17 protein-coding genes are annotated in these 14,379 nt (G+C 58.7%); 9 read left to right on the top strand and 8 right to left on the bottom strand.

Going from position 1 to position 14,379, the window contains the following annotated elements; translation table 11 throughout:
* Positions 1-8 precede the first annotated feature (8 nt).
* The 3 genes from I6L41_RS00225 to dnaB form a co-directional block, all read right to left on the bottom strand.
* Positions 9-428, bottom strand: coding sequence for a secondary thiamine-phosphate synthase enzyme YjbQ (locus I6L41_RS00225; protein ID WP_160881133.1), 420 nt, complete (start codon positions 426-428; stop codon positions 9-11).
* The gene (gene alr / locus I6L41_RS00220; protein ID WP_216961137.1) at positions 428-1,501 is read right to left on the bottom strand and encodes an alanine racemase; all 1,074 of its coding nucleotides are present in this window, start codon (positions 1,499-1,501) and stop codon (positions 428-430) included. The genes I6L41_RS00225 and alr overlap by 1 nt, the downstream gene beginning before the upstream one ends.
* Positions 1,502-1,700: 199 nt before the next feature.
* On the bottom strand, positions 1,701-3,095 hold the full coding sequence (dnaB, locus tag I6L41_RS00215) for a replicative DNA helicase (protein ID WP_026035132.1): 1,395 nt from the start codon (positions 3,093-3,095) through the stop codon (positions 1,701-1,703).
* Between the two features lie 363 nt (positions 3,096-3,458).
* Here dnaB and I6L41_RS00210 point away from each other — a divergent pair, with 363 nt between their 5' ends.
* Positions 3,459-4,319 carry a Tim44 domain-containing protein gene (locus I6L41_RS00210; protein WP_203118732.1) on the top strand — a complete coding sequence of 287 codons (861 nt, stop codon included), beginning with the start codon at positions 3,459-3,461 and terminating at the stop codon, positions 4,317-4,319.
* A 426-nt stretch (positions 4,320-4,745) separates the two neighbouring features.
* On the opposite strand, the gene slyD is transcribed toward I6L41_RS00210, so the two are convergent.
* Both slyD and I6L41_RS00200 read right to left on the bottom strand, forming a co-directional pair.
* Positions 4,746-5,417, bottom strand: coding sequence for a peptidylprolyl isomerase (gene slyD / locus I6L41_RS00205; protein WP_216961133.1), 672 nt, complete (start codon positions 5,415-5,417; stop codon positions 4,746-4,748).
* Positions 5,418-5,560: 143 nt separating this feature from the next.
* Positions 5,561-5,764: a YheV family putative zinc ribbon protein gene (locus I6L41_RS00200; protein ID WP_005335287.1), complete on the bottom strand. Its 204-nt coding sequence runs from the start codon at positions 5,762-5,764 to the stop codon at positions 5,561-5,563.
* A 39-nt stretch (positions 5,765-5,803) separates the two neighbouring features.
* On the opposite strand from I6L41_RS00200, the gene I6L41_RS00195 reads away from it, so the two are divergent.
* The 3 genes from I6L41_RS00195 to I6L41_RS00185 all read left to right on the top strand — a co-directional run bounded on the left by I6L41_RS00195 (position 5,804) and on the right by I6L41_RS00185 (position 8,568).
* Positions 5,804-6,463 (top strand): hypothetical protein, encoded by a 660-nt coding sequence (locus tag I6L41_RS00195; RefSeq protein ID WP_216961130.1) that lies wholly within the window; start codon positions 5,804-5,806, stop codon positions 6,461-6,463.
* Between the two features lie 152 nt (positions 6,464-6,615).
* Complete coding sequence (locus I6L41_RS00190) at positions 6,616-7,515, top strand: chemotaxis protein (RefSeq protein WP_005335289.1); 900 nt, start codon at positions 6,616-6,618, stop codon at positions 7,513-7,515.
* Positions 7,516-7,581: 66 nt separating this feature from the next.
* On the top strand, positions 7,582-8,568 hold the full coding sequence (locus I6L41_RS00185; RefSeq protein WP_216961127.1) for a hydrolase: 987 nt from the start codon (positions 7,582-7,584) through the stop codon (positions 8,566-8,568).
* Here the strand turns inward: I6L41_RS00185 and I6L41_RS00180 are convergent.
* Positions 8,547-9,698: a GGDEF domain-containing protein gene (locus tag I6L41_RS00180; RefSeq protein WP_216961124.1), complete on the bottom strand. Its 1,152-nt coding sequence runs from the start codon at positions 9,696-9,698 to the stop codon at positions 8,547-8,549. The genes I6L41_RS00185 and I6L41_RS00180 overlap by 22 nt on opposite strands.
* Positions 9,699-9,795: 97 nt before the next feature.
* On the opposite strand from I6L41_RS00180, the gene I6L41_RS00175 reads away from it, so the two are divergent.
* Genes I6L41_RS00175 through I6L41_RS00165 form a run of 3 tightly spaced genes read left to right on the top strand, consistent with a single transcriptional unit; the run spans position 9,796 to position 11,492 of the window.
* Positions 9,796-10,020: a YheU family protein gene (locus tag I6L41_RS00175; RefSeq protein WP_005335298.1), complete on the top strand. Its 225-nt coding sequence runs from the start codon at positions 9,796-9,798 to the stop codon at positions 10,018-10,020.
* A gap of 52 nt (positions 10,021-10,072) precedes the next feature.
* Entirely contained in the window at positions 10,073-10,942 is an 870-nt protein-coding gene (locus I6L41_RS00170) for a phosphoribulokinase (protein ID WP_005335299.1), read from the top strand.
* A 16-nt stretch (positions 10,943-10,958) separates the two neighbouring features.
* Entirely contained in the window at positions 10,959-11,492 is a 534-nt protein-coding gene (locus tag I6L41_RS00165; protein WP_101531067.1) for a DUF4136 domain-containing protein, read from the top strand.
* A gap of 141 nt (positions 11,493-11,633) precedes the next feature.
* Here the strand turns inward: I6L41_RS00165 and I6L41_RS00160 are convergent, their stop codons facing one another.
* Together I6L41_RS00160 and I6L41_RS00155 are read right to left on the bottom strand one after the other, a co-directional pair.
* Positions 11,634-11,930 (bottom strand): MliC family protein, encoded by a 297-nt coding sequence (locus I6L41_RS00160; RefSeq protein ID WP_216961120.1) that lies wholly within the window; start codon positions 11,928-11,930, stop codon positions 11,634-11,636.
* Positions 11,931-12,023: 93 nt separating this feature from the next.
* Positions 12,024-12,428, bottom strand: coding sequence for an OsmC family protein (locus tag I6L41_RS00155; protein WP_216961117.1), 405 nt, complete (start codon positions 12,426-12,428; stop codon positions 12,024-12,026).
* 300 nt (positions 12,429-12,728) lie between these two features.
* Between I6L41_RS00155 and crp the strand changes: the two genes are divergently transcribed.
* Positions 12,729-13,367: a cAMP-activated global transcriptional regulator CRP gene (gene crp / locus I6L41_RS00150; RefSeq protein WP_005335304.1), complete on the top strand. Its 639-nt coding sequence runs from the start codon at positions 12,729-12,731 to the stop codon at positions 13,365-13,367.
* A gap of 125 nt (positions 13,368-13,492) precedes the next feature.
* Positions 13,493-14,293: a putative RNA methyltransferase gene (locus I6L41_RS00145; RefSeq protein ID WP_040067988.1), complete on the top strand. Its 801-nt coding sequence runs from the start codon at positions 13,493-13,495 to the stop codon at positions 14,291-14,293.
* The last annotated feature ends 86 nt before the right edge of the window (positions 14,294-14,379 follow it).

The raw sequence follows: 14,379 nt of genomic DNA, 5'->3' as shown, positions 1-14,379 counted from the left end.
CAGCCTGATTACTCACCCTGCAGGGTCACCAGTACCTTGCGGGCACCGCCATCGACGCGATGTTCGCCAAGCCAGATCCCCTGCCAGGTGCCGAGCGCCAGCTGACCATCGCGAACTGGCAGCAGCAGGCTCACCCCGAGCAGGGAGGATTTGATGTGGGCGGGCATGTCATCCGGCCCCTCACAGGTGTGGCGATAGTAGGGGGCATCCTCCGGCGCCAGCCGGTGCAGATGGGCCTCCATATCGCTGCGCACGCTCGGATCGCAGTTTTCGTTGAGGGTGAGCGAGGCGGAGGTGTGTTGCAGCAGCAGGTGCGCCATGCCGATCCGGTAATCGGCCAGCATCGGCAGCTTGGCCACCAGCTCGTCCGTCACCAGATGAAAGCCCCGCGAACGGGGCTTCAACGTCAGCAGGCACTGCTGCCACATCAGACGTACTCCATAAAGACGCGGGAGGTTAGCTTGGTGATGAGCTCGTAGGGGATGGTGCCAATCTCATCGGCCACCCGCTCCACCGGCAACCCCTCGCCCCACAGTACCGCCTCGTCGCCGGGCTTGTCGGTCGCGCCCGGGCCCAGATCGACGGTGCTCATATCCATGGAGACACGCCCCACCAGCGGCACGATGCGGCCGTTGATCAGCACGGAAGTGCCATTGGGCGCCATGCGCGGATAACCGTCACCGTAGCCGATGGCGATCACCCCGAGCCGAGTATCGCGATCCGACACCCAGTTGGCGCCATAGCCCACCGGCTCTCCCGCCTTGTGATCCCGCACAGCAATCAGCTGGGTTTTCAAGGTCATCACCGGCTGCAGGTCGTAATCGGCCGCCACCGTGTTGGGGAAGGGCGACACGCCATAGAGGATGACACCGGGGCGAACCCAGTCGCAGTGGGAGTCTGGCCAGGCCAGAATGCCCGCCGAGTTGGCCATGGCCCGCTCGCCCGCCAGCGGCGCCGTCAGGCGACTAAAGAGATCGATCTGCTCGCGGGTAGTGGGCTGCTCCAGCTCATCGGAGCGGCTGAAGTGGGTCATGATGTTGAACGGCTGCACCACGTTCTTGCACTTGCCGAGTCGTTCGATAAAGGCGGGCATCTCGTCGGCACGTACCCCGAGCCGGTGCATACCAGTGTCGAGCTTGAGCCAGGCCACCACGGGGGCTGGCAGCTCGGCCTGCTCCAGCGCTTCGAGCTGCTCCCAGGTGTGAACCGCCGTCTGCAGATTGTTGGCCGCCAGCACCGGCAGATCGTCGGCGGAGAAGAAGCCCTCCAGCAGCACAATGGGCTTGACCACGGCGCAGGAGCGCAGCATCAGCGCCTCTTCGATACGGGCCACCGCATAGGCATCCGCATCCACCAGGGTGCGGGCGACCGGCAGCAGTCCGTGGCCATAGGCGTTGGCCTTGACCACAGCGATGATCTTGCAAGCGGGGGCGTGGCGCTTGACCACGGCGAGGTTGTGGCGCAAGGCCGCAGTGTTGATTTGGGCAGTAGCCGCTTTCATGGTTTTCCCTTACGAGGGCACAAATGGTCTCCCCCTCATCGGGCAGAAGACCGCCACTCACTTATCGTCGTCGAAGGCCGGACCGGCATAATTGTCGAACCGGGAAAACATGCTCTGACGGGCTGCCTCTCAATAAATGGCAAACGGGTCAGAGCGGTAGTGACAATCCTGACCACAGGATTGCCCTGATTGTTACTTATCAATAATCGTCATCAAACGCCGGACCGGCATAGTTGTCGAACCGGGAGAACTGACCCTGAAAGGTGAGGCGCACCCGGCCGATAGGGCCGTTACGCTGCTTGCCGATAATGATCTCGGCAATCCCCTTGTCCGGGCTGTCATCGTGATAAACCTCATCACGATAGATAAACATGATCAAATCCGCATCCTGCTCGATGGAGCCCGATTCACGAAGATCCGAGTTGACCGGGCGCTTGTCGGCCCGCTGTTCCAAGCTTCGGTTCAGCTGAGAGAGCGCCACCACCGGGCACTGCAGCTCTTTCGCCAAGGCCTTGAGGGAACGGGAGATTTCACCGATCTCCAGGGTACGGTTATCGGAGAGCGCCGGTACCCGCATCAGCTGCAGGTAGTCCACCATGATCATGGATAGGCCACCATGCTCGCGCGCCACCCGACGAGCGCGCGAGCGCACATCGGTCGGGGTGAGGCCGGAAGCGTCATCGATATACATCTTGCCCTTCTCCAGCAGCAATCCCATGGTGGAGGAGAGACGGGCCCAATCCTCGTCGTCGAGCTGACCGGTACGCACCTTGGTCTGATCGATGCGACCGACCGAGGCGAGCATACGCATGATGATCTGCTCGGAGGGCATCTCCAGCGAGAAGATAAGCACCGGCTTGTCGGCGGTGAGCGCCGCGTGCTCGCAGAGGTTCATGGCAAAGGTGGTCTTGCCCATGGAGGGACGGGCTGCCACGATGATCAAGTCCGAACGCTGCAAACCGGCGGTCATCTTGTCCAGATCGTTGTAACCGCTCGATACCCCGGTCACCCCGTTGTGCGGGGTCTTGAACAACTCTTCAATCTTGTCGACGGTCTGCTCGAGGATGAGCTTCAGGGGCTGGGGCCCCTCGTTGGCGCTGGTGCGCTGCTCGGCAATCTTGAATACCTTGCTCTCGGCAAGATCCAGCAGATCGCCGGAGGTACGGCCCTGTGGCTCGTAGCCTGCTTCGACTATCTCGTTGGCGACCGAGATCATCTCCCGCACCACCGCCCGCTCGCGCACGATTTCGGCGTAGGCGTTGATGTTGGCGGCACTCGGGGTGTTCTTGGCGATCTCCACCAGATAGGCGAAGCCACCCGCCTCTTCCAGCTGTTCGGAGCGTTCCAGCTCCTCCTGCAGGGTGATGAGGTCGATGGGGTTGCCCGCGTTGGAGAGGCGGGTCATGGCCTGGAAGATCAACCGGTGCGGACGGCTGTAGAAATCCTGATCGATCACCCGTTCGGCAACCCGATCCCAAGCATCGTTATCCAGCATCAGGCCGCCCAGTACGGACTGTTCGGCCTCAAAAGAGTGGGGAGGAACTTTCAGCTGTTGTGTCTTGGCGTCTTTTTTCGCCGTCACTTGCTCTGCCATACACATAAAAACCGCAGCGGGAAGGGGACGGGAATTTTACAAAAGAAAGCCAACTACGGCGAGCCCTATCTGGCGGCTCATACCATCATAAACGGCCAAACCAGAGTCTGCTCTACCTTGACCATTTTGATTTTGCTTCGCATTTTGCGCTCCTTGCGACTCAATCTTCTGCTTTTCATCCGGTTTACTCCTCTTGTTTGACGCCGCATCGCGGCAACCTCGTTCATGAATAATTCATGCCAGAGGTGATATTGATGAATACAAGCTGCGACACAATTAGGGACAGGCAGCCTGCCATGCGCCTTGCTGAGCTTGCCAAAGCGGAGCATGCCCCACCCACAGACGAGAGTGAAAAGAGTCAAAATGAAAAAGATGCTGACCCTGTTTGCCGTGATCCTGGCCATTGGCCTGGGGGCACCTCACGCCGAAGCCAAGAAATTTGGCGGCGGCAAATCCTTTGGTAAAAGTTACAAAACTGCGCCGGCCCAGCCTGCGGCCAAACCGGTCGACAACAAGAATCCGACACTGAATGCCCAGACTCCGCCGAAAAAGAGCGGCATGATGGGCGGCCTGCTGGGCGGCCTGCTGGCCGGTGGCCTGTTTGCCTACCTGCTGGGCAGCGGTGCCTTTGAAGGTCTGCAAGGAATGGACTTCCTGCTGATCGCCCTGCTGGCGCTGGGTGCCGTGTTCCTGATCCGAACCCTGCGCAAGGGCAAGGTCGCGACGCCACAGCCACAACAGGCGGCCTATGCGGGCTATCAGCCACCGCAATCCGCGGCCCCGCAACAGTTTGAGCAGAGCAACAGCGCACCGCAAGCCACCGGCTTTGCCGACAGCGACGTGCCGTTCCGCCTGCCGCCGGGCTTTGACATGAACAGCTTCCTGGCCGGTGCCCGCGATCACTATCGCACCCTGCAAGATGCGTGGAACAAGAACGATCTGGAAAAGGTGCGCGAGTACGTCAGCCCCGAGCTGTTTGAGCAGCTTAAAGCCGAGCGCGCCGAACTGACTGGCGACCAGCACACAGAAGTAATGTATGTCGACACCCAGCTGGTACGTGCTGACTATGGCAGCGACTGGGCCCAGGTGAGCGTGCGCTTCAGCGGCCGCTACATGGACCGTCAGGAGCAGGTCGAAGAAGACATCAAAGAGGTGTGGCACCTCGAGCGCGATCTGGCCAAGAACAATGCCCCCTGGCATATCGTCGGTATCGAGCAGCTGTAAGGCTTCACGCCAATCAGTTAGTCACTAGACACAATAGCCAGTCAGTTAAGCCTGACTGGCTTTTTTTATAGGGCACAACGAGACCAAATAGAGACTGACGCTGGCTCGTTATAGCTGTTGGGGCATGAAGTAACTTGGTCATATTGTGCTGATGATGACACCGATTTGATGACTCGTTTGCAGATGACGTTTGCGCTCCGTACAAAAGCCCCATCGCGGACCCGAGAGGGAATAATGTTGAGCATTAACCAAAAATAAGCAGCCCTGTTAGCTTGGGAAAAGCCGCGAGCCTATTTGACAGACATAAAAAATCCGAAGCCAGAACAACCGGCTTCGGATTTCATCATCGAAGGAGGAGCAATTAATGAGCATTAATTGCTCGGTATGACTCCTACGGCAGATTTTTTATCATCGGCATGGCCGTGATCAGTGGTGATGGCCCTTGCCACCACAACCGCCGCCACCGCAGCAGCCGCCGTGACCATGGTCATCACCGTGGTCGTGGCCATGATCGTGACCGTGGCCAGCACCACCGCAGCAACCGCCGTGGCCGTGATCCTCATCGTGGTCGTGACCATGACCGCCACAGCAGCCGCCGTGATCGTGGTCATGACCGTGATCGTGACCGCAACCACCGGCACCGTGAACGTGGCCGTGGGCCAGCTCTTCGGCAGTGGCGGCACGCACGTCCTTGATCTCGACCTTGAAGCCCAGGGTTACGCCAGCCAGCGGATGGTTGCCATCCACTTTGACGAACTCTTCGGACACTTCAACCACGGTCACCGGACGGTGGCCATCGTCGGTTTCAGCCACAAAAGTATCCCCTTCGGAGACTTCCATGCCGTCGAACAGTTCGCCCGGTACTTCTTGTACCAATGTCTCGTCATATTCGCCGTAGGCCTGGCTCGGGGTCAGGGTCACTTCGAAGGCTTCACCTACCGCGCGACCTTCCAACTCGGCTTCCAGGCCTGAGACCAGGTAACGGGTGCCGTGCAGATAGACCAGCGGCTCTTTGCCGACAGTGCTGTCGATGACTTCACCGTGCTCGTCGGTGACTGTGTATTCCAGCGTAACCACGCTCAGAGGAGCTACTTTCATGTCAGGATCCTGCGGATAGAAAAAAACGGGCTCAGAATACCCTAAAAAGCGGGCCGCGCATATGCCGTGCGGCGCCACTGAGTGACGAAAAAAACGGCAACAGCGTCAGTAAGGAGACCCTCATTCCACCCGCCGTTCCCTTATCAGGGGCGAAACACCCCGATCACCTCTTCCGCCTCGCGAGTCTGCTTGTCGACCTCGGCGGGTGTTTGTACCTGGGTATCGCCACAAGCGACGCAGGTCACCTTCTCGACTCCATGCTCCAGATACAGCATCATGTTGTCCAACTTGCCGCACGCCGGGCAGACAGCACCGGCAATAAAGCGTTTTTTACGTCTGGTTTCCATATTCGTTACCTCCAGGCAGCATCATATCAGGGTTTTTACATGCATCACGCCATCGAGTATCACCATTTTTCCTGCCAGGGCCTGCACGCTGGCAACCGCAAACGAACTCCGGTCGGGCAGCTGTTGCGGATCACCCGGGGCGCCGCGTTGCTGAGACTGGGCCAACATGAGCTGTTGCTGCCGGCAGGCAGCAGCTTCTGGCTCTGCGCCGATGCCCTCGCGGCCTTCAGCCCCCTCAGCGGTTGCGAGTACGATCAGCTGAATGTCTCTTTGCGCGTGGCTCAGCCGCAGCAGGCAGGCTGGCTGCAAGCCACTCCGCTGCTCGATGCCCTGCTCGACTCTCTGGCCCGGTGGCAACGTCCGAAAGAGTGGCAAGGGGCCTACGGTCAGCGACTGCAGGTGATCCTGGATGAGCTGCAACAGTGTGCCATCAGCCAGCAGGGTCACGGTGAGCTGCAAGCCTGCTGGCAAGCACTGGCCAATGGCCAACCGGAATCTCTGCAACAGTGGGCACAACAAGCCGATGCTCCGGTGGAAGGGAGTGAATTGCAACAACAGTGGCGACTGCTGCAGGCGCTCAGATTGCTCAAGGGCGGCAGCAAACCCGCGCAGGTGGCCAGCAAGCTGGGTTATGCCGATGAGGCCGCGTTGCAAGCAGCCTGCCAGCAGTGGGGCGTTGGCGAGGATGGCGATCAATAACCGGACGCCGATGGAATACGCCAACGAAATTGGCTGAATGAGTCCAGTTTTTTGCCAGATGGTCGTTAACAAGGAAGGGCCTTTCCTCCCGTAATCCTTTATGCTAGATGCCTGAAGTGACTGCCAACGTTTCGACCAACAGGACATCTGCCATGACGAGCAAAGCCAATCAATCCCAGGGCATGTTGCTGTTTCACCTTTCAGCCAAACAATCCTTTGCCATCGGTACCCTCAAGGTGAAGGAGATAGTGCCCTACACCCAGCTGACGGCAATGCCCCACTCGCACCCGACCGTGTTGGGGGCCGCCAATATGCGCGGCTCCACCATTCCGGTAATCGACATGGCGATGGCGGTGGGTTATCGCCCCATCAGCAAGGAGGAGATGCCCCACTGCTTCATCATCATTACCGACTGCCGCCGCACCCTGGTGGGCTTTCTGGTACGGGGCATCGACAAGATCACCGAGTGCAACTGGCGCGATATCGAATCGCCACCCGCCTCCCTCGGCCACAATGTGTTCGTAACCGGTGTGACCCGGGTCAATGACCAGCTGATCCAGCTGCTGGATGTGGAGCTGATCCTCTCCCGGGTCTATCCGGATGATCCGAGCCACCTCTATCCGGTGCTAACCGATGTGCAGCGGGAACGGATCAAGCCGATGCGGATCCTGCTGGTTGATGACTCTTCGGTCGCCCGCCGTCAGCTGATGGCCGCCCTCGACTACATCAATATCCCCTATGAAGTCTGCACCAATGGCAAGGATGCACTGACCCTGATGCAAACGCGGGCGAGCCAGAAGACCCCCATCGACATTCTGGTGAGCGATATCGAGATGCCGGGGCTTGATGGCTACGAGCTGGCCTTCGAGGTACAGAGCGACAGCAAACTGGCGGGGGCCTACATCATCCTGCACACCTCCCTCTCCAGCGAGATCAGTGTGGAGCGAGCCCATCAGGTGGGTGCTCATGAGGCGCTGACCAAGTTCGAGGCCAATGAGCTGATCCAGGCCATGCTGCGCGGTGCCGAACATCACGATCGCCTGCTGAAATAAGCCAATGACTGGCGGGAGGAACACGCCTCCCGTCCTCCTTATCTTCGACCCAGACCGACTGACCCCATGCTGACCGAGAGCCACTTCCACGCCCCCTGGTGGGCACGCAATCCTCATCTGCAGACCATATTGCCCAAATGGCTGCGCCGCCCCCCTGCCCGTTTTGTGACGGAGCGGTTTGAACTGCAGGATGGGGACTTTGTCGACCTCGCCTGGAGCGGGGAAGTCAGCCTTGATGAACGGCCGCTGATAGTGGTGTTTCACGGGCTGGAGGGAAGCATTCACTCCCACTACGCCAAGGGATTGTTCGCCCACCTGCAGCAAGAGGGCAGAGAGGCCGTGCTGATGCACTTTCGCGGTTGCAGTGGCGAGCCCAATCGCCACCTGCAGGCCTATCACTCCGGCGCCATCGGTGATGCGCAGGAGCTGATTGCCGAGCTGAGCCAGCGCTTCCCGGGCAAACCGCTGATCGCCATCGGCTTTTCACTGGGTGGCAATATGCTGGTCAATCTGCTGGCGCGGGGCTGTCCTGCGGCATTGAAAGCGGCGGTGGTGGTCTCGGCCCCGCTGCAACTGGCGAGCTGCGCCGAGCGGGTTAATCAGGGCTTCTCGAAGGTCTATCAGAACTATCTGCTACGCACCATGCGCCGCAACCTGCTCAACAAGATCAGCCAGCAGCAGAAAGCGAGTGAACGCTGGCAACCTCGACAAGTGGAGCAGATTGCCACCCTGCGCGATTTTGACGAGCTGGTTACCGCGCCGCTGCACGGCTTTCACAGCGCCAACCACTACTACCAGAGCTGCTCGGGACTACCGCTGCTGGCTCAGATCCCCATCCCTACCCTTATCCTGCACGCCGCCGACGATCCCTTTATGTCACGCGCGGTCATTCCCCGGCCAGAGCAACTCTCGCCCACGGTGCGCTATGAGTTGAGCCAGCGTGGCGGCCATGTCGGCTTTCTGCACGGCACGCCCTGGCGGCCACGGTTTTGGCTGGATGAGCGGATCAGTCACTGGATTACCGAACAGAGTCACTCCGCAACACAGAACTGATTGCGTCCCGACTCCTTGGCCCGATAGAGCGCCTGATCGGCCCGCTCCAGCAACTGGCTCGCCCCTTCGCCGGAGACATTGCTGGCAATCCCCTGACTCACCGTCACCCAAGGGGCAACATCGGACGCCAGATGCTCCAGCTGCAGGCTGGCCAAGCCATCTTGCAGCCGCTGCGCCACGCTGGCCGCCGCCTGACGGTCGGTATTGGGCAGCAGCAGCACAAACTCCTCCCCGCCATAGCGGGCCACCAGATCAGATGGCGTGCGTACCGCACGGTTGAGCGCTTGTGCCACCTCTTTGAGACACATATCTCCCACCTGATGGCCATAGTGGTCGTTGAAGCGCTTGAAATAGTCCACGTCGATCAGGATGAGCGATAGCGGAGCGCCGCTCTCCTGGCTATGGGCCAACGCGCGCTCCAACTCGATATTGAAATGCCGCCGGTTGGCGACACCGGTCAGAGGATCTTGCTTGGCGAGCTGATCAAGTTGGCGCAGCAGCATCAGATTTTCATGCTCTCGCATGATCGCCAGCTCAAACCAGCGGTGCAGCATGCGACGGCCGACCTCCAGCGCAATCACGCCAAACAACACGCCAAGCAGGTAAATCTGGAGAAAATCGACGCGCAAAAAGAGCTCCAACCCCACACCCACCGTCATCGGGCCCAAGAGATAGCCATAAAAAACCTTGCGATCGGGATAAAACGCAATGAGCGCAGCCAGCAGGTTGAGCCGCATGATCCCGTTGGCATAGCTGACCCCTCCCCGCAGCTCCACCTGACCAATCGTATAGATATGCAGCGTCCAGAGTCCGCCCCATAGCACCATCACCAGTGCAGCCATCCGTAACCAGAGGCGATCCTGCAGATGGTCACAAAACAGGCTGACAACAGGTAGCAGCAATAGCACCACCATGACCAGGGCCAGCTCACTCTGAAAGCGCCAGGGCAAGCTGTCATCACTGGCGAGCCCGACCTGACTGTAAACCTCGTAGCGTATCGAAAGAAACAACACCACCAGCCAGTTCAACAACCAGAACCACACCATGCCTCGGGCAATTGCCTCTCGACGTGCGCTGTCCAGATGCTCAGTCAGGGTTAACGGCGCGCTGCGCTGCGCTTCAGACAACATCTCTCAGACTCCGGTGAAAAGGTAAAAAGTGATTGCATTCGCGGGGTTCAACACAACAATAGCCTGACGATCACCTCTTTTGCTGTGAGACCTTTAAATGATCATTCCCTGGCAAGAACTGGACGGCGACACCCTGACCAACCTGATCGAACACTTTGTGTTGCAGGAAGGAACCGAATATGGAGAGCAGGATGTCCCGCTTGGCGTCAAAGTCGATGCAGTGAGAGAACAATTACAGCAAGGCAAAGCTGTCATCGTCTATAGCGAGCTGCACGAATCGGTGAATATCGTGATGAAAGACCGCTTCATCGAGCAGTCTTGACCCAACCGCAATCCGGACCTTATAACGGAATTCCCAAGGAAGAGAGAATCCCATGTCGGCCAAGCACCCCATTATTGCTGTTACCGGTTCGTCCGGTGCCGGCACCTCCACCTCCACCAACGCCTTTCGCTCCATGTTCCATCAACTGGGATATACCGCGGCTGTGGTGGAAGGTGACAGTTTTCACCGCTACACCCGACCGGAAATGGATGTAGCGATCCGCAAGGCGCGCGAACAGGGGCGTCATATCAGCTATTTTGGCCCTGAGGCCAATGACTTCGGGCTGCTGGAGAGCTTTTTTCAGGGCTATGGGCAGGATGGCAATGGCCAGTATCGCCGCTACCTGCACAGCTTTGACGAGGCGGTACCCTTCAACCAGATGCCCGGCACCTTCACCCCCTGGCAGCATCTGCCCAGCAATACCGATCTGCTGTTTTATGAAGGGCTGCACGGCGGCGTGGTCACCGAGGATCACAATGTGGCGCGCCACGTGGATTTTCTGATAGGCGTGGTACCCATCGTCAACCTGGAGTGGATCCAGAAGCTCATTCGCGATACCTCGGAGCGAGGGCATTCCCGCGAGGCGGTGACCGACTCCATCGTTCGCTCCATGGATGACTACATCAACTTCATCACCCCGCAGTTCTCGCGCACCCATATTAACTTCCAGCGAGTACCAACGGTGGATACCTCCAACCCCTTCAGCGCCAAGGTGATCCCGAGTCTGGACGAGAGTATGCTGGTGATCCGGTTTCGTGGTATCAAGCAGGTGGATTTCCCCTACCTGCTGTCGATGATCGACGGCTCATTCATGTCGCGGATGAACACCATAGTGGTGCCGGGTGGCAAGATGGGCTTTGCGATGGAACTGATCCTGCGCCCGCTCATCCAGCAATTGATCGAAACCGGCAAAATAACCTGATTCAAAGGAGTTCACGATGCGGCTTGCTTATCTCTCTGTGGCACTGCTCTCCCTGCTTGGCGGTTGCAGCAGCGGGCCGGCGGCCCCCACGCTGGAGTCCGGCACCATGCTGGTTCGCCCGATGGGCAACTGGACCTATGGTGCAACCCCGCGCTACGCCCTGGCCGAACAGTATCAATTTGCCGGTGAGTTGGCGGAAGGGTGGCTGGAGCCGATGCAGCAGGCGGTAAGCCGGGAGCTCAATGGCAAGGGGTGGCAGAGTGCACCGCTCGACGAGGCGGATCTGTGGGTCGCCATCGGCGTCGCGGGCGGCAAGGATATGAGTGACGGCGAGATTTTCGCCCGTCTTGGCATGACGCCCGGGGTATATGCCTCGGCCAACCAGCGCAAAGGGTCGCTGGCCATCGTGCTGCTCGATCGTAAAACCCAGAAAGCAGTCTGGAGCAGCATCATCCAGCTGACCAGCGACGTGAGCATTGCAGATAGCCAGCGCCAAGCGCTTAGCCAGCAGCTCGCGGCCGAGCTACTCAATCGCGTCCCCACCAACTAGCGCTTGTTTAGTGATAACGGATGGATAGAAAAACGGCTTGCCTCCCGGCAAGCCGTTTTTTGTGGTCTCAACCTCTTGACCCAATCCGGCCTAGGCCAGACCCGGGCACAAAGCTGCACACCTTCAGCTATCTGTGGTCACTTATTGAAGTGTACAGGTCAGCAGCGTCACCCCTTTCTGGGTGAGGAGAGCCTGTTTGTCCTGATTCCAGAAGGTGGTGACACTATCGGAATATTTGGCGCCAGATTCAGACTCAACGCGCGCCAGCTTGTGGTAAACCCCGGCATAGGGGAACTGCACCATGTCGGCCTGGGCATCATAGGTAATGGCCAGCATCTCTTCGCCACACTGGTATTGGCTGTATTGATACTGGGTAGGTTGCGGGCTGCTGCACGCCGCCAGACCCAACAGGGGAAGCAGAGCGATCAATTTTTTCATTGCACTTTCCTTATGTGATGGCCTTATGTAATGGCCTTGTGCAGAGGCCTCATGTGACGGCCTTATGCCAGGGTACCAACGAAACTATCGTTATCAAGCTTCAACAATTTGATAACTATGGGTAATTTGTACCGCTTTTTCCAACATCAGGGAAACAGAACAGTATTTTTCCATCGACAGATCGACCGCTCTGGCCACCTGTTTCTCTGCCAATCCCTTGCCTGTCACCACGAAGTGCAGATTAATCTTCTCGAAAACCCGGGGCACGCTATCAACCCGTTCGCCACGGACCTCGACATGACAAGCGGTCACCGACTGGCGCGCTTTTTCTAGGATGGAGACCACATCAATAGAGCTGCAGCCACCGACCGCCAGCAGGATCATCTCCATCGGGCTGGCCCCCTCACCGGGGTTGGCTCCATCCAGGATCACCTTGTGACCGGATTCACTCTCACCCACAAACTTCATCCCTTCCACCCAGCTGACCTTGGCTTTCATCTCGCACTCTCTCCTGTTAATCGTGATGATGGATCCCTAGCATAACCCAGTCGCTTATCTCTGCCGAACAGGGGGAGTTGGGATGGAAATAGATCAAAATCAACATCTCCGACCTCTATCTTCCCTAGAATGGCCGAAGCAGCGCAGCAGGCATTACCCAAAGGGCTCTTGCAAAAGGGCGCAAAGCCTTGTCAGCACAGACAAAGGCTCTTATCCTACTGCGACTAATACAAGGAATGGCAAGATTGGCAGCTTGCCCGGACGCACAAGTCCATAAAAAGACACTACAGAGGAATTCTCATGGTTATTGGCAAACCGCAAAGCGATCCCACCCTGGAATGGTTCTTGTCGCACTGCCACATTCATAAGTATCCCGCGAAGAGCACCCTGATCCATGCGGGTGAAAAAGCGGAGACCCTCTACTACATCGTCAAGGGCACTGTGGCCGTCTTGATCAAGGACGATGAGGGCAAAGAGATGATCCTCTCCTATCTGAACCAGGGTGACTTCCTGGGCGAGATGGGGATGTTCGAGGAGAACGAGAATCCCGAGCGTTCCGCCTGGGTTCGCGCCAAAGGCTCTTGCGAAGTGGCCGAGATCTCTTACAAGAAGTTCCGCCAGCTGATCCAGGTCAACCCGGACATTCTGATGCGTCTCTCTGGCCAGATGGCCAAGCGCCTGCAGCACACCAGCCAGAAAGTGGGTAACCTCGCCTTCCTGGATGTGACCGGCCGGATCGCCCAGACCCTGCTCAACCTGGCCAAACAGCCGGATGCCATGACCCACCCGGATGGCATGCAGATCAAGATCACCCGTCAGGAAATCGGCCAGATCGTCGGCTGCTCCCGTGAAACCGTGGGCCGCATCCTGAAGATGCTGGAAGAGCAGGAGCTCATCTCTGCTCACGGCAAGACCATTGTGGTATTTGGCACTCGCTGATGACCCGTCCGCAGGCCTGACTGAGGCCTTGGGATAAAAAAGGCTGCTACGGCAGCCTTTTTTGATCCTCTCCCCTATAATCCCGAACGCCCTTCACTGTTCCGGCATTCGCCCAGAGAGTTACTATGCACCTTCAATGTCCCCGCTGCCGCAGTCCGCTCCATCTTCATGAAGCCTCCCAAGGGCGCTATTGCGACAACAAGCATCACTTCGATCCGGCACCGGAAGGTTATCTGGATCTCATCCCCGGCAAGAAAAACCCCAAAGACAGCGACAGCCGTGCCCTGATGCGCGCCAAGCACCATTTCCTGGAAGCCGGGCACCAATTGCAGCTGGTTGAGGCCATGGCCGGCCTGCTCGCTCCGCTGGCCCCACAAGAGCTGATCCATCTTGGGTGCGGTGAAGGCTACTACTGCCGCGCGCTGGCAGAGCGCCTGCCCGGCTGGCAGTTTGCCGGGGTTGATATCGCCAAGAACACCATCTTTGCCGCCAAAAAAGCGCAGCCGGACGGCCAGTTTGTCATTGCCGATCCCGCTCGCGCGCCGTTGCAACCGGGTTCTGCTCAGGTGCTGTTGGTCAACGATCTCAAGGTCAAGACCGAACAGCTTGTCAGCTGGCTGGCCCCCGGTGGCTATCTGCTCTATCTGCAGCCGGGCCCGCGCCATCAGTGGCAACTGCGGGTCAGCCTCAATCCGGTGAGCATGGAACACCCCCTCAGCTGGCCAACCCTCGGCGGCCTCAATCCGGTGGCTCAACAGCGCTGCCAGTTCAGCCTTACCATGGATCAGGCCATGCGCAGCTTTATTCTGGAGACCAGCCGTCTTGGCTGGCGGGCAACCGGTGAGCAGCGTCACGCTTTCGCTCAACAGGGCCCGAATGAACTGGAACAGGATCTGCTGCTGACCCTGTGGCAAAAGCCCATCTGATCACTGGTGGGGGCCTTGCAAGGCTCCCGCCCCGTTTTCCCCGACCCATTCTCCCCTCCGTGATCTAGCTCACAACTTGAGCCATC

This window comes from Aeromonas sp. FDAARGOS 1411, from assembly GCF_019047125.1.
Lineage (GTDB): Bacteria > Pseudomonadota > Gammaproteobacteria > Enterobacterales > Aeromonadaceae > Aeromonas > Aeromonas veronii.
The sequence above is the reverse complement of the archived record's forward strand: the minus strand, read 5'-3'. Positions and strand labels throughout refer to the sequence as shown.

Bases quoted from the DNA above. Each gene is read 5' to 3' on its own strand.
- I6L41_RS00225 (WP_160881133.1), bottom strand. From the start codon at position 428: ATGTGGCAGCAGTGCCTGCTGACGTTGAAGCCCCGTTCGCGGGGCTTT.
- alr (WP_216961137.1), bottom strand. From the start codon at position 1,501: ATGAAAGCGGCTACTGCCCAAATCAACACTGCGGCCTTGCGCCACAAC.
- dnaB (WP_026035132.1), bottom strand. From the start codon at position 3,095: ATGGCAGAGCAAGTGACGGCGAAAAAAGACGCCAAGACACAACAGCTG.
- I6L41_RS00210 (WP_203118732.1), top strand. From the start codon at position 3,459: ATGAAAAAGATGCTGACCCTGTTTGCCGTGATCCTGGCCATTGGCCTG.
- slyD (WP_216961133.1), bottom strand. From the start codon at position 5,417: ATGAAAGTAGCTCCTCTGAGCGTGGTTACGCTGGAATACACAGTCACC.
- I6L41_RS00200 (WP_005335287.1), bottom strand. From the start codon at position 5,764: ATGGAAACCAGACGTAAAAAACGCTTTATTGCCGGTGCTGTCTGCCCG.
- I6L41_RS00195 (WP_216961130.1), top strand. From the start codon at position 5,804: ATGCATCACGCCATCGAGTATCACCATTTTTCCTGCCAGGGCCTGCAC.
- I6L41_RS00190 (WP_005335289.1), top strand. From the start codon at position 6,616: ATGACGAGCAAAGCCAATCAATCCCAGGGCATGTTGCTGTTTCACCTT.
- I6L41_RS00185 (WP_216961127.1), top strand. From the start codon at position 7,582: ATGCTGACCGAGAGCCACTTCCACGCCCCCTGGTGGGCACGCAATCCT.
- I6L41_RS00180 (WP_216961124.1), bottom strand. From the start codon at position 9,698: ATGTTGTCTGAAGCGCAGCGCAGCGCGCCGTTAACCCTGACTGAGCAT.
- I6L41_RS00175 (WP_005335298.1), top strand. From the start codon at position 9,796: ATGATCATTCCCTGGCAAGAACTGGACGGCGACACCCTGACCAACCTG.
- I6L41_RS00170 (WP_005335299.1), top strand. From the start codon at position 10,073: ATGTCGGCCAAGCACCCCATTATTGCTGTTACCGGTTCGTCCGGTGCC.
- I6L41_RS00165 (WP_101531067.1), top strand. From the start codon at position 10,959: ATGCGGCTTGCTTATCTCTCTGTGGCACTGCTCTCCCTGCTTGGCGGT.
- I6L41_RS00160 (WP_216961120.1), bottom strand. From the start codon at position 11,930: ATGAAAAAATTGATCGCTCTGCTTCCCCTGTTGGGTCTGGCGGCGTGC.
- I6L41_RS00155 (WP_216961117.1), bottom strand. From the start codon at position 12,428: ATGAAAGCCAAGGTCAGCTGGGTGGAAGGGATGAAGTTTGTGGGTGAG.
- crp (WP_005335304.1), top strand. From the start codon at position 12,729: ATGGTTATTGGCAAACCGCAAAGCGATCCCACCCTGGAATGGTTCTTG.
- I6L41_RS00145 (WP_040067988.1), top strand. From the start codon at position 13,493: ATGCACCTTCAATGTCCCCGCTGCCGCAGTCCGCTCCATCTTCATGAA.